Origin of the sequence: Streptomyces sp. RPA4-2 (genome assembly GCF_012273515.2) — a bacterium.
Taxonomy (GTDB): domain Bacteria; phylum Actinomycetota; class Actinomycetes; order Streptomycetales; family Streptomycetaceae; genus Streptomyces; species Streptomyces kaempferi.
In genome coordinates this window covers 4818007-4830463 of the sequence record NZ_CP050975.2, presented here as the reverse complement: position 1 = coordinate 4830463, position 12457 = coordinate 4818007, and the positions used below count along the sequence as shown (strand labels likewise).

General features: G+C 71.8%; 13 protein-coding genes. 7 read left to right on the top strand and 6 right to left on the bottom strand.

Annotation, left to right across the window (positions count from 1 at the left end; translation table 11 throughout):
* Nucleotides 1-211: 211 nt before the first annotated feature.
* The 6 genes from paaA to HEP85_RS21060 all read left to right on the top strand — a co-directional run bounded on the left by paaA (nt 212) and on the right by HEP85_RS21060 (nt 5233).
* Nucleotides 212-1255 carry a 1,2-phenylacetyl-CoA epoxidase subunit PaaA gene (gene paaA, locus HEP85_RS21085; RefSeq protein ID WP_168529113.1) on the top strand — a complete coding sequence of 348 codons (1044 nt, stop codon included), beginning with the start codon at nt 212-214 and terminating at the stop codon, nt 1253-1255.
* Nucleotides 1252-1539: a 1,2-phenylacetyl-CoA epoxidase subunit PaaB gene (gene paaB / locus HEP85_RS21080; protein WP_148009329.1), complete on the top strand. Its 288-nt coding sequence runs from the start codon at nt 1252-1254 to the stop codon at nt 1537-1539. The genes paaA and paaB overlap by 4 nt, the downstream gene beginning before the upstream one ends.
* 80 nt (nt 1540-1619) lie before the next feature.
* Entirely contained in the window at nt 1620-2324 is a 705-nt protein-coding gene (paaC, locus tag HEP85_RS21075) for a 1,2-phenylacetyl-CoA epoxidase subunit PaaC (RefSeq protein ID WP_168533843.1), read from the top strand.
* Nucleotides 2318-2863 (top strand): 1,2-phenylacetyl-CoA epoxidase subunit PaaD, encoded by a 546-nt coding sequence (paaD, locus tag HEP85_RS21070; RefSeq protein WP_168529112.1) that lies wholly within the window; start codon nt 2318-2320, stop codon nt 2861-2863. The genes paaC and paaD overlap by 7 nt, the downstream gene beginning before the upstream one ends.
* A complete protein-coding gene (locus tag HEP85_RS21065; RefSeq protein ID WP_168529111.1) occupies nt 2863-3927 on the top strand; it encodes a 2Fe-2S iron-sulfur cluster-binding protein in 1065 nt (354 codons plus the stop codon). Before paaD ends, HEP85_RS21065 begins: the two co-directional genes overlap by 1 nt.
* A gap of 127 nt (nt 3928-4054) precedes the next feature.
* Entirely contained in the window at nt 4055-5233 is a 1179-nt protein-coding gene (locus HEP85_RS21060; RefSeq protein ID WP_168529110.1) for an acyl-CoA dehydrogenase family protein, read from the top strand.
* Nucleotides 5234-5348: 115 nt separating this feature from the next.
* Here HEP85_RS21060 and HEP85_RS21055 read toward each other — a convergent pair whose 3' ends face one another.
* The 4 genes from HEP85_RS21055 to HEP85_RS21040 form a co-directional block, all read right to left on the bottom strand.
* Entirely contained in the window at nt 5349-5678 is a 330-nt protein-coding gene (locus HEP85_RS21055) for a rhodanese-like domain-containing protein (RefSeq protein ID WP_153293017.1), read from the bottom strand.
* 73 nt (nt 5679-5751) lie between these two features.
* A complete protein-coding gene (locus tag HEP85_RS21050; RefSeq protein ID WP_168533841.1) occupies nt 5752-6588 on the bottom strand; it encodes a hypothetical protein in 837 nt (278 codons plus the stop codon).
* A gap of 382 nt (nt 6589-6970) precedes the next feature.
* Nucleotides 6971-8401 (bottom strand): DUF2252 domain-containing protein, encoded by a 1431-nt coding sequence (locus tag HEP85_RS21045; protein ID WP_248002021.1) that lies wholly within the window; start codon nt 8399-8401, stop codon nt 6971-6973.
* 188 nt (nt 8402-8589) lie between these two features.
* Nucleotides 8590-8961 (bottom strand): helix-turn-helix domain-containing protein, encoded by a 372-nt coding sequence (locus tag HEP85_RS21040; RefSeq protein ID WP_168529108.1) that lies wholly within the window; start codon nt 8959-8961, stop codon nt 8590-8592.
* A 135-nt stretch (nt 8962-9096) separates the two neighbouring features.
* On the opposite strand from HEP85_RS21040, the gene HEP85_RS21035 reads away from it, so the two are divergent.
* Nucleotides 9097-9750 carry an FMN-dependent NADH-azoreductase gene (locus HEP85_RS21035; RefSeq protein ID WP_168529107.1) on the top strand — a complete coding sequence of 218 codons (654 nt, stop codon included), beginning with the start codon at nt 9097-9099 and terminating at the stop codon, nt 9748-9750.
* 358 nt (nt 9751-10108) lie between these two features.
* On the opposite strand, the gene HEP85_RS21030 is transcribed toward HEP85_RS21035, so the two are convergent.
* Together HEP85_RS21030 and HEP85_RS21025 are read right to left on the bottom strand one after the other, a co-directional pair.
* A complete protein-coding gene (locus HEP85_RS21030) occupies nt 10109-10951 on the bottom strand; it encodes an SDR family oxidoreductase (RefSeq protein WP_168529106.1) in 843 nt (280 codons plus the stop codon).
* A 212-nt stretch (nt 10952-11163) separates the two neighbouring features.
* Nucleotides 11164-12369, bottom strand: a complete 1206-nt coding sequence (locus HEP85_RS21025; RefSeq protein WP_168529105.1) for a YafY family protein — start codon at nt 12367-12369, stop codon at nt 11164-11166.
* Nucleotides 12370-12457 lie beyond the last annotated feature (88 nt).

Here is a 12457-nt window from a genome sequence, read left to right as displayed (position 1 = left end):
CGCCCGGGCCCCGCGCGCAAGCACTCCGCGGCGTGCGCACGGGAACCGTACTCAGGCTCGGCCCCCCGGCACAGCCCCGTCCGGCACACCGGGCACAACAGTCGCCCCGAGGTTATCCACAGCGGTTGACACCTTACGGCGCCCGTCCCACCATTGAATCGACAGAACCGAACGATCGGTCGGTCGGGAGCGAGAGGTCGAGGGGGACCGCATGGCGACAGCAGCAGCGCATCGCACGGCCCGTACGCAGGCGGCAGGGCCCGCGGGCGAAGCCGGGTCCACGGCGGCGTACGAGGCCGTTTTCGACGCCTCGGTGGCAGCCGACGAACGCATCGAGCCCCGCGACTGGATGCCCGACGCCTACCGTTCCACGCTGGTCCGGCAGATCGCCCAGCACGCCCACTCCGAGATCATCGGCATGCAGCCGGAGGCCAACTGGATCACGCGCGCGCCCTCGCTGCGCCGCAAGGCGATCCTGATGGCCAAGGTCCAGGACGAGGCGGGGCACGGGCTCTATCTCTACAGCGCGGCCGAAACGCTCGGCACCAGCCGCGAGGAGCTGCTCGACAAGCTGCACACCGGCCGCCAGAAGTACTCGTCGATCTTCAACTACCCGACGCTGACCTGGGCGGACGTCGGCGCCATCGGCTGGCTGGTGGACGGCGCGGCGATCACCAACCAGGTTCCCCTCTGCCGCTGCTCGTACGGGCCCTACGCACGCGCGATGGTCCGCGTCTGCAAGGAGGAGTCCTTCCACCAGCGCCAGGGGTACGAGCTGTTGCTGGCCCTCAGCCGCGGCACTCCCGCGCAGCACGAGATGGCGCAGGACGCGGTGAACCGCTGGTGGTGGCCCTCCCTGATGATGTTCGGGCCGCCCGACGACGAGTCCTCGCACTCGGCACAGTCCATGGCCTGGAAGATCAAGCGCCATTCGAACGACGAGCTGCGCCAGCGCTTCGTGGACATCTGCGTCCCCCAGGCCAAGTCACTCGGCCTGACCCTGCCGGACCCGGACCTGGTGTGGAACGAGGAGCGGGGCCAGCACGACTTCGGCCCGATCGACTGGACGGAGTTCTGGGAGGTCCTCAAGGGCAACGGCCCGTGCAACGACCAGCGCATCACGCAGCGCAAGCGGGCCCACGAAGAGGGTGCGTGGGTGAGGGAGGCGGCCGCGGCCTACGCGGACAAGCACACCGCCGGTCCGGCCGGGGAGATACCCGGCTCGGCCGACGCGAACGGGAAGGCGCGCGCATGACCACCAACGACTGGCCGCTGTGGGAGGTCTTCGTGCGCTCGCGCCGCGGGCTCTCGCACACCCACGCAGGCAGCCTGCACGCACCGGACGCCGAGCTGGCCCTGCGCAACGCGCGGGATCTGTACACGCGCCGCGGCGAGGGCATCTCGATCTGGGTGGTCCCGTCCGCCGCGATCACCGCGTCCTCGCCGGACGAGAAGGACCCGTTCTTCGAGCCGTCCGCGGACAAGCCCTACCGCCACCCGACGTTCTACGAGATCCCGGAAGGGGTGAAGCACCTGTGACGAACGCACCCAGCACTCACGCGCCCATGGCCGGAGGGTCCCCGGCGGAGCCGTCCACGGCGCCCGCCGCGTCCGGGGCGATGACCGCCGCGGCCCTCGCCCTCGGGGACGACGCCCTGGTGCTCTCGCACCGCCTGGGGGAGTGGGCCGGCCACGCGCCCGTCCTCGAAGAGGAAGTGGCCCTGGCCAACATCGCGTTGGACCTGCTCGGCCAGGCCAGGATCCTGCTGTCCATGGCCGGCGACGAGGACGAGCTGGCGTATCTGCGCGAGGAGCGCGCATTCCGCAACCTCCAGCTCGTCGAGCAGCCGGGTGGCGACTTCGCGCACACCATCGCCCGTCAGCTGTACTTCTCCACCTACCAGCGACTCCTGTACGCGCAACTCGCCGCCGGGGACAGCGTGTTCGCCCCGCTCGCGGCGAAGGCCGTCAAGGAGGTCGCCTACCACCAGGACCACGCCGAACAGTGGACCCTGCGACTGGGCGACGGCACGGACGTCAGCCATGAGCGGATGCGACGGGCCTGCGAGGCTCTGTGGCGGTTCACGGGAGAGATGTTCCAGCCGGTCGAGGGCGTGGACGTCGACTGGGACGCGATCAGGGCCGGTTGGCTGGAGTCCGTCACGGACGTCCTGCGGCGCGCGACGCTGGAGATCCCCGAAGGCCCGCAGTCCGGAGCGTGGGCCGCGGGAGCGGGACGCCAGGGACTGCACACCGAGTCCTTCGGGCGGATGCTCGCCGAGATGCAGCATCTGCACCGCAGCCACCCGGGGGCGTCATGGTGACGACGACCACCGCCCTGGAGGAGGAACTGCGCAGACTGGCCGGGTCCGTTCCCGACCCGGAACTGCCCGTGCTCACCCTGGAGGACCTGGGCGTACTGCGCGCCGTGCACGTCCGGGGCGAAGGTGCCGTCGACGTGGAACTGACGCCGACGTACACCGGCTGTCCGGCTGTCGAGGCGATGGTCACGGACATCGAGCGCGTACTGCACGAGCACGGAGTGCGGGAGGTGTCCGTACGGACGGTGCTCAGCCCGGCCTGGTCGACGGACGACATCTCGGACGAAGGACGCCGCAAGCTGCGGGAGTTCGGGATAGCGCCACCGCGCGGCGGGCGGGGGTCGGGTCCGGTGGCGGTCGGACTGGGACCGACGCGCACGATCACACGGACGACGGCCGAGGACGCCGACGAGCCCGTGTGCTGTCCGCACTGCGGGTCGGCCGACACCGAGCTGCTCAGCCGTTTCTCATCGACCGCGTGCAAGGCACTGCGGCGCTGTCTGTCCTGCCGTGAACCGTTCGACCACTTCAAGGAGTTGTGATGGCCCGCTTCCACCCGCTCCCGGTGGCCGCCCTCGACCGGCTCACCGACGACTCGGTGGCCCTGACCTTCGCGGTGCCGGCCGCCCTGCGCGCCGCGTACCGGCACGCTGCGGGTCAGCACCTCGCGCTGCGGCGCACGGTCGACGGCACGGAGATCCGGCGCACCTACTCCATCTGTTCCCCCGCGCCCGCCCCGGGTGACGAGGGCCCGCTCACCCTGCGGGTCGGGGTGCGCCTGGTCGACGGCGGAGCGTTCTCGACGTACGCGCTCAAGGAGATCGCCGTCGGCGACGAGGTCGAGGTGATGACACCGGCGGGCCGGTTCACGCTGGAACCGGCGGCCGGGCTGTACGCCGCCGTGGTCGGCGGCAGCGGGATCACACCGGTGCTGTCGATCGTCGCGACGCTGCTGGCACGCGAGCCCGAGGCCCGGTTCTGCCTGATACGCAGCGACCGGACGTCCGCGTCGACGATGTTCCTGGAGGAGGTCGCCGACCTCAAGGACCGTTTTCCACAGCGGTTCCAGCTGGTCACGGCGCTCTCCCGGGAGGAACAGCAGGCGGGGCTGCCGTCCGGGCGTCTCGACCAGGAGCGGCTGGCACAGCTGCTCCCGGCGCTGCTGCCCGTGGATCGGGTGGCGGGATGGTTCCTGTGCGGGCCGTTCGGTCTGGTGCAGGGAGCCGAGCGCGCCCTGCGCGGGCTGGGTGTGGGACGGGCCCGGATCCACGAGGAGATCTTCCACGTGGACGGCGGAGCCGAGAAGGTTCCCGGCGTACCGGCTCCCGCGCACAGCACGGTGACGGCGCGGCTCGACGGCCGCGGAGGGACCTGGCCCGTCCAGGACGGCGAATCGCTCCTGGACGCGGTACTGCGCAACCGGCCGGACGCTCCCTACGCCTGCAAGGGCGGGGTGTGCGGGACCTGCCGCGCGTTCCTCGTCTCCGGCGAGGTACGGATGGACCGCAACTTCGCGCTGGAGCCGGAGGAGACGGAAGCGGGATACGTGCTGGCCTGTCAGTCGCATCCGGCCACGGAGAGCGTGGAGTTGGACTTCGACCGGTAGCCGGCAGCGGGGTGACCGTTCCCTTCTCGTAGAACCTGTTCTATCTTGACGCTCCGTCAGATCGGGTGCCCTGTCCGGTGCGGGTGAGCCGCCCGGTCGGTGGGTCGGCGCGTGGAAGGACAGGACCGTGGACTTCACCTTCACCGAGGAACAACAGGCGGCGGTCGAGGCGGCCGGGGCGGTGTTCGGCGGGGTCGCGCCGGACGGGGTGCCGAGCCCCGCGCTCACCGCGGGCGCCGTCGCCGACGACTTCGACCGGGCGCTGTGGGCGAAGCTCGCCGACGCGGACCTGCTGAGCCTGCTGCTGGACTCCGCGTACGGCGGAGCGGGCCTGGACGCGATCGCCCTGTGTCTGGTGCTGCGCGAGTCCGCGAAGGTCCTCGCACGGGTGCCGCTGCTGGAGAGCACCGCGGCCGTGGTCGTCGTGCAGGAGTACGGCGGCGAGGAGACGAAGGCCGAGCTGCTCGCGCGGGCGGGCCGGGGTGAGGTCGTGCTGACCGTCGCGGCGAACGGCCGTACCGGTCACGAACCGGCCGAACGCGCCGTGACCGCCCGGCAGGACGGTGACGTGTGGGTGCTGGACGGGGTGCAGACCGCGGTCGCGTGGGCGCACGGAGCCGACTTCGTCGTCGTACCCGCGCACACGGACGACGGCCGGACCCTCCTCGCGCTGGTGCCCCGGGAGCACGCGGGAACGGTGCTCGGCGAGCAGATCTCCACGACCGGGGAACGCCTCGGCGAGCTGCGTCTGGAGTCCGCGCGGATACCCGCCCGGCGGGTCATCGACGCGGAGGGGGCGTGGGAGCGGTTGCGGGAGCTGCTGACCACCGGGACCTGTGCGCTGGCGCTCGGGCTCGGTGAGCGGGTCCTCGCGATGACCAGCGCGTACACCGGCAAGCGCGAGCAGTTCGGGTTTCCGGTCGCCACGTTCCAGGCTGTCGCCGTGCAGGCCGCCGACCGCTATATCGACCTGCGCGCGATGGAGGCGACCCTCTGGCAGGCCGCCTGGCGGATCAGCACGGTCGCTGCCGGTGGCGGAGCTGTCGGTACCGGAGCTGTCGATTCGGGGGCGGGCGGTGCGCTTCCGGTGGCCGGGGACGTGGCCGTCGCCAAGATCTGGGCGTCGGAGGGGGTACGGCGGGTCGTACAGACGGCTCAGCATCTGCACGGGGGGTTCGGTGCGGACACCGACTGTTCGCTGCACCGCTATCACGCCTGGGCCAAGCACCTGGAGCTGTCGCTCGGCCCGGCGGCCGCTCATGAGGAGGCGCTGGGAGATCTCCTCGCGGCCCATCCCCTGGGGTGACCGACGACACACCCGGGTCCGGACCCGGGCCGACGTCCGAGCCGGCAGCCGAACCGCCGCGCTGAGCGCGGCGGGCGCGGATACCGGGGTCGGCCGGTCCTCGGTCCTCGGGGGCCTAGAGCACGAAGCCCGCGGCGCCCTTGTCGTCCACCACCGGGCGGCCGGAGGCGGCCCAGACCTGCATGCCGCCGTCGACGTTCACGGCGTCGACGCCCTGCTGGACCAGATACATCGCGACCTGCGCGGAACGGCCACCGGAACGGCAGATCACGTTGACCCTGCCGTCCTGCGGCGCCGCCTCGGTCAACTCGCCGTAGCGCGCGACGAACTCGCTCATGGGGATGTGCAGCGCCCCTTCGGCGTGACCCGCCTGCCACTCGTCGTCCTCCCGGACGTCCAGCAGGAAGTCTCCGTCCGCGAGATCCCCGATCTCGACCGTGGGCACACCAGATCCGAATTGCATGCCTCAGACGCTACCCGACCGGCAAGCGGACGGACCAGGTCCCGGTCCGGCGGCACTAGCCGACCAGTCGGGCCAGCTCCGCCTCGCGCTCGCCGACCTGGGCCAGCAGCTGCTCGGCGATCTCCTCCAGGAGACGGTCGGGGTCGTCCGGGGCGAGCTTGAGCATGGCGCCGATGGCGCTCTCCTCCAGTTCGTGGGCGACCAGAGTGAGCATCTCCTTGCGTTCGGAGAGCCACTCGAGACGGGCGTACAGCTCCTCGCTGCGGCTCGGCTTCCACTCCTTGGGCACCGGGCCCGCCGCCCACTCCTCGGAGAGCTCCCGCAGCAGTGCCTCGTCGCCCCGGGCGTACGCGGCGTTGACCCGGGAGATGAACTCGTCGCGCCGCGTGCGCTCGTCCTCGTCCTGGGCCAGGTCGGGGTGGGCCTTGCGGGCCAGCTCACGGTAGAGCTTGCGGGCCTCGTCGCTGGGGCGGACCCGCTGCGGGGGCCGCACGGGCTGGTCCGTCAGCATCGCCACGGCCTCCGGGAACAGTCCCTCCGAGTCCATCCAGCCGTGGAACAGCTCCTCGACCCCAGGCATCGGCATGACCCGCGCCCGCGCCTCGTCCGCCTTGCGTATGTCCTCCGGGTCGCCGGTGCGGGCGGCCTGAGCCTCGGCGATCTGCGCGTCCAGCTCGTCGAGCCGGGAGTACATCGGACCGAGCTTCTGGTGGTGCAGCCGCGAGAAGTTCTCGACCTCGACGCGGAAGGTCTCCACGGCGATCTCGAACTCGATCAGCGCCTGTTCGGCCGCCCGCACCGCCCGTTCGAGACGCGCCTCGGGCCGCGCCTCACCCTGAGGTGCGTCGCCCTCGGAGCCCGAAGCGTCGGAGCCCCCGCTCCGCTCGCTCACACCCTGGTCGCCTACGGCCTGCTCGTCCACGTTCTCCTGGCTCACGCTCTCGGCGCCCGCCTGCGCGGGGCCCGCACTCTCGGTGCCCGCACTCTCGGTGCCCGCGCTCTCGGTGCCCGCGTCCTTGGGGGTCCCGTTCTCGGGCGCCGCTTCTTCGGCTGCCGTGGTCGGGGCCGGGGCGGGGGACTGGGGATCCCCCGCATCCTGGGACCGGGCATCCTCGGCCTCGATGCGGTCGGACTGGCTGTGCTCGGCTTCCGGGGTCGTCACCCGCCCAGCGTAGGCCACGGCTCGCCGGGCACACCCGGAACCACCGACTGAGGCCTCCCGCTCCCCCGGCCCCACCCCGGCCCCGGGAGAACCTCCGGGTCCGCTTCTCCTGTCAGACCCCCAGCTCCGCCGCGATCCGTCCCTCCCGGACCGCCGCCACCAGGGCCGCGTGGTCCGCCTCCGTGCGGTCCGCGTAGGCCACGGCGAACGCGGCTACGGCCTCGTCGAGTTCCTCGTTCTTTCCGCAGTATCCGGCGACAAGGCGAGGGTCGACGCTGTGCGAGTGGGCACGGGCGAGAAGGGCGCCGGTCATCCGCGCGTAGTCGTCGACCTGGTCGACGGCGAGCGCGGCGGGGTCGACGCTGCCCTTGCGGTTGCGGAACTGGCGCACCTGGAAGGCCCGACCCTCGACCGTGGTCCAGCCGAGCAGGATGTCGCTGACGACCTGCATGCGCTTCTGGCCGAGGACGACACGGCGGCCCTCGTGCGACACGTCGGGTACGGCGTGACCGGCCGTCGCCAGGTGCGGCAGCAGCGCCGAGGCGCGGGCCTCCTTCACCTGGAGGACGAGGGGTTCGCCGCGGTGGTCCAGGAGCAGCACGACGTACGAACGCATGCCGACGCTGCCGGTGCCGACGATGCGGAAGGCGACGTCGTGCACCGCGTACCGGGCGAGGAGGGGGAGGCGGTCCTCCGAGACCGTCGTCAGGTACTGCTCCAGCGAGGCCGCGACCGCTGCCGCCTCCGCGTCGGGCACGCGGCGCAGCACCGGCGCCGCGTCGACGAAGCGCCGTCCGCCGCCCTCGACCGACGCCGTCGACCTGGCGGCGAACCGCCCGCTGGTGTTGGCCCGCGCCTTCTCCGAGACCCGCTCCAGGGTGCCGAGCAGGTCATGGGCGTCGGTGTGGGAGACGAGCTCCTCGTCCGCGATGGCGTTCCACGCGTCCAGCACCGGGAGTTTGGCGAGCAGGCGCATCGTGCGCCGGTAGGCACCGACCGCGTCCTTGGCCGCCCTGCGGCAGGTGTCCTCGTCCGCGCCCGTCTCCCGGCCGGCGAGCACCAGCGAGGCGGCGAGGCGCTTGAGGTCCCACTCCCAGGGGCCGCGCACCGTCTCGTCGAAGTCGTTCAGATCGATGACCAGGCCGCCGCGCGCGTCGCCGTACAGGCCGAAGTTCGCCGCGTGGGCGTCACCGCAGATCTGGGCGTCGATACCGGTCATGGGGGTGCGGGCGAGGTCGTAGGCCATCAGGCCGGCCGAACCCCGCAGGAAGGCGAAGGGGGTGGCGGCCATCCTGCCGACCCGTATCGGCGTGAGCTCGGGGATCCTGCCGCGGTTGGACTCCTCGACCACGGCCACGACGTCCGGCCGGTCGGCGTCGGGGGTCAGCTCGGCGTGCGCGGTGCGCGGCACCCGGGCGCGGAGCTCCTTGCCCTTCTCCTTGGGCGAGCCCTGCGCGGGCCAGCCCGCGAACCCCGGTACCGCGAAGACCCCGGAAACCCTGGGCGCCTGCAGCGCCTCGGCCCTTGTACCCAGCTCGGTCATGGCGACCGCCTCCCCCGCACACACGAACATCAACTCGTGATGACCGTACAGCCGGTGGCCGAAACGCGTCAGACCCTGTGGACAACTCCGCGCCTGTGAACAACCACCCCTCGCGGGAACCGCCTCCCGAATCCGCCCGAACCCCTCCCAGGCCCCTCAGGAACCCGTCCCGATCTCCTCCGGACGGCTCACTTCCTGAGCTCGGAGGGGCACTGCGGGCTTCCCGGCAGGTGCTTCTCCGCCCAGCTGCCCAGTTCCAGGAGCGCGGGCTCCAGTGCGCCGCCGGCCTCCGTCAGGCCGTACGAGACCCGCAGCGGGGGACCGTCGTCGACCTCGCGCACGACGAGTCCCGCCGCGGCGAGTTCCGTGAGGCGGTCGGAGAGCATCCGCTCGCTGATGCCGGGGATCGCTCGGCGCAGGTCGGCGAAGTGCACGGGATGCGGCAGCAGCACGGCCACGATCAGGCCCGTCCAGCGTTTTCCGAACAGCTGGAAGACCCGGGCCATGCCGTCGTCGACCTTCTGGCACGGCCCCACGTCGTGTGCTCCCAGCTCTGGCATGGCTCAAGAGTACTGCGTTCTCTTTGGGGGGTGAAAAAAAATAAGTAGCTGTGTTATCTCTAGTCGAGTACAAAAAAGAAGCCCACGGGATCCGTCCCGTCGGGCTCGACCCGCCACACCTTTTGGAGATCCCCCATGGCCACCCTCCTCCACATCGACTCGTCCGTTTTCCCGGGCTCCGCCTCCACCTCGCGCACGGTGACCGACGCGTTCCGCAAGGCCTGGGAGGAGCAGCACCCGCAGGGCACCGTGATCTACCGCGACCTCGTCGTGAGCCCGGCTCCGCACATCACGGCCGACGCCCACACGGCCGGTTTCGCCCCGGCGGACGCGCACACCCCGGAGCAGGCCGCGGCCTTCGCCGAGCGCCTGAAGTTCATCGAGGAGCTGGAGCAGGCGGACGCGATCCTGATCGGCGCGCCGATGTACAACTACACGATCCCGTCGACCCTCAAGGCGTGGCTGGACAACGTGATCCTCATGGGCCGCACCGCCATGACCGAGGACTCGAAGATCAAGGGCACCCCGGTCACGGTCATCGCCAGCCGCGGCGGTTCGTACGCGCCGGGCACTCCCCGCGAGGGCTACGAGTACGTGCAGAACTACCTGGAGGTCGTCCTGCGCGACGCCCTCGGCCTCGACCTCGAATTCATCGTCCCGGAGCTCACGATGGCCCCGCACAACCCGGCGATGTCCGAGCTGGTCCCGCTCTTCGAGGCCTCCCGCACCAAGGCACTCGACGACGCCGCCATCAAGGCGAAGGAGCTGGCCGACCGTTTCGCCGCGTAACCCCTCCGGGGGGCGTGCGGTGGCCCCGCGGGTCCTGGACCCGCGGGGCCGTCGTGTTTCGGGGCCGTCGCCTTTCGGGACCGCCCCCCGTTCGGGGCCACCATCTCTTGAGGCCACCGTCTCTCGGGGCCGTCGCCATTCGGAGCCACCATCCGTCGCGGCCGCCATCCCTCCGCGCCGCCGCTCTTCGGGGCCGGCGTCGATCGTGGTCGGCGGCGGCTCAGGGCCGCCGTCGGTCCTGAGCCGCCGTCCGCCGTGGACCGCCGGATGCCTGCTGCCGCGGGGGATGAGTCGCAGCAGGCATCCGGCGGCGGTACCGGGGGAGGGAACGCGGGAAGGCGGCGCGGCCGGCGGTGGGTTACTTGAAGGCCGGGACGCTTCGGGCGACCCAGCCGGAGAAGGGTGTGGCGGGCCGGGACAGGATCTTCTCCACGTCGGGGCTGACCCGCTGTTCGGCGGGGAGCGGTTCGCCGAGGATGTCCAGGGTGCCGGGGATGACCTCCTCGGGCATGAACTGCGCCATGTGGGCGTGGGCGGCCTCGCGGGTCAGTTCCACGAAGGTCACCTCTTCGCCGATCGCCTCCGCGATCACCTCGGCCTGCAGGCGCGGAGTGATCGCTTCGGGGCCGGTCAGCTCGTACGTACGGCCGGCGTGCCCGTCTTCGCGCAGCACCACGGCGGCGGCCGCGGCGATGTCCGCCGGGTCGACGACCGGCAGCGCCGTGTCACCGAAGGGGGCGAAGACCGTACGGTCGGCGCGGACCGACTCCGCCCACGCGAAGGCGTTGGAGGCGAAACCGCCGGCGCGCAGGATGGTGAAGTCAAGGCCGGAACCGCGTACGGCCTCCTCGAACTCGCGCAGCCTGCCGTGCGAGGCGACGCCGGGGCGGGTGGCGTTGATCTGCGAGGAGAGCAGGACGACCCGCTCGACCCCGGCGTCCTCGGCCGCCGTCAGCAGTTCGGTGGCGGCCTCACCGTGACCGAGCAGTTCGCCCGCGAGCAGGATGAAGAAGGCGTCGGCCCCTTCGAGGACAGGCCGCATGCTCCGCGCGTTGCCGAGGTCGGCCTGGGCGTGCCGGACATTCTTCGCCGGGGAGGGCAACGGGCGGCGCGAGACCGCCACGACCTGCTCCCCCGCCTCGGCCAGCGCCTCGATCAGTGGACGCCCGACGTTTCCGGTGGCTCCGGTGACGACAATCATGAAAATGCTCCCTAGTGCGTTGATCCGTGGTCGGTAGTCATCGGTCCGTCACCGATCCATCAGCCGACCGGCAGTCGGTCCTCGGTCGGTCCTCGGTCGGTCCTCGGTCGAGACAGTCATCAGTCGGGACAGTCATCAGTCGGCAAGGCGGGGACGCGGCGCGCGGCCGCTCGTCGTCATGGGTGACGAAGGGCCGGGACAGCAGCCGGTTCTCAGCGGGTCGCAGCCATGACCGCGACGCTAGCATCGTCGGTATAGTAGGTACCTAGAGGAAAGCGACTATCTCTTTGCTGGTCGTCGTGGCGCCCGCCGTACCCGCCGTACACCGCGGCGAGCGACCGGCCGAGACGGACGAGCGACTCGCGCGCCTCGGGAGGGCCGAGCACCTCGATCCGCGCGCCGAGGCCCGCGAGCTGCGCGGCCAGCACCTCCACCGAGGGACCGTCGGCGGTGAAGGCGACCCGGCCGTCGGGCTGGACCTCGCCCGTGCGGAGCCGCCCGCCGAGCAGTTGCCGCAGCACCGGCAGGGCGTCCGGGTCGGCATGGGCCCGTACGCTCACCGCGGACAGCCGTTGCTCCACCTCGGACGCCAGCTCCCGCCACGCGGAGGCGAGTTCGAACCCCTCCGGACGTCGCACCGGCGCACCGGTCGGCTCGACGGAGGTGACCCGGCTGAGCCGGAAGGTGCGCAGCCCCTCCCCGGTCCCCGCCACCAGGTACCAGCGCCCGGCCTTGGACACCAGCCCGAGCGGATCCACCGTCCGCTCGCCGGTCATCCGCTCACCCGACCACCGCGCGCCCGAGCCGCTTCCGCCCGAGCCGCCTTCATCCGCACCGTGCCCGCCCGCACCGTGCCCGCCCGCACCGCGTACACCCGAACCGCACCCGCCCCAACCGCGCCCGCCCGAGCCGTCCTCACCCAAGTCCCCTTCCGCCAGGGCCAGGTCGGCGTGCGCGTATCCCAACCGGACCTGCCGGCCGTCCAGCACCGCCCGTTCCAGGGCGTGCCGGTGGGGTCCACTGCCGCCCGCCGTGCGGGACCAGTCGAGGCCGTCGACGAGGATGGCCTTGGCGGCGGCCTCGGCATGCGGTCGCATGGGAGCGGGCACCGCACGCATCAACTTGCGCAGCGCGGCCCGCAGTTCGGGAGAGGCCGACAGCGGTCCCGCGGCCAGGAACAGCGCCCCGATCTCTCGCGAGGTGAAGCCGGTCAGATCGGTGCGGGCACCGCCGACCAGGCTCCACCCGCCACCCCGGCCGCGTTGCGAATAGACGGGGACACCGGCACTGGTGAGCGCCTCCAGATCACGGCGCGCGGTGCGCTCGGACACCTCCAGCTCCTCGGCCACCTCGCGCACGGTCACCCGGCCGCGCGCCTGGAGCAGCAGCAGGGTCGCCACCAGCCGGTCGGCCTTCACGACGCGTCCCCTCCCCGTACGGCGCACTCGGCGGGATATTTGAGCTGTTTTGAGCCACTCCACACATTTTCGGCACCATCGGATACGG

Bases quoted from the DNA above. Each gene is read 5' to 3' on its own strand.
- paaA (WP_168529113.1), top strand. From the start codon at position 212: ATGGCGACAGCAGCAGCGCATCGCACGGCCCGTACGCAGGCGGCAGGG.
- paaB (WP_148009329.1), top strand. From the start codon at position 1,252: ATGACCACCAACGACTGGCCGCTGTGGGAGGTCTTCGTGCGCTCGCGC.
- paaC (WP_168533843.1), top strand. From the start codon at position 1,620: ATGACCGCCGCGGCCCTCGCCCTCGGGGACGACGCCCTGGTGCTCTCG.
- paaD (WP_168529112.1), top strand. From the start codon at position 2,318: ATGGTGACGACGACCACCGCCCTGGAGGAGGAACTGCGCAGACTGGCC.
- HEP85_RS21065 (WP_168529111.1), top strand. From the start codon at position 2,863: ATGGCCCGCTTCCACCCGCTCCCGGTGGCCGCCCTCGACCGGCTCACC.
- HEP85_RS21045 (WP_248002021.1), bottom strand. From the start codon at position 8,401: ATGACCGAGCTGGGTACAAGGGCCGAGGCGCTGCAGGCGCCCAGGGTT.
- HEP85_RS21040 (WP_168529108.1), bottom strand. From the start codon at position 8,961: ATGCCAGAGCTGGGAGCACACGACGTGGGGCCGTGCCAGAAGGTCGAC.
- HEP85_RS21035 (WP_168529107.1), top strand. From the start codon at position 9,097: ATGGCCACCCTCCTCCACATCGACTCGTCCGTTTTCCCGGGCTCCGCC.
- HEP85_RS21030 (WP_168529106.1), bottom strand. From the start codon at position 10,951: ATGATTGTCGTCACCGGAGCCACCGGAAACGTCGGGCGTCCACTGATC.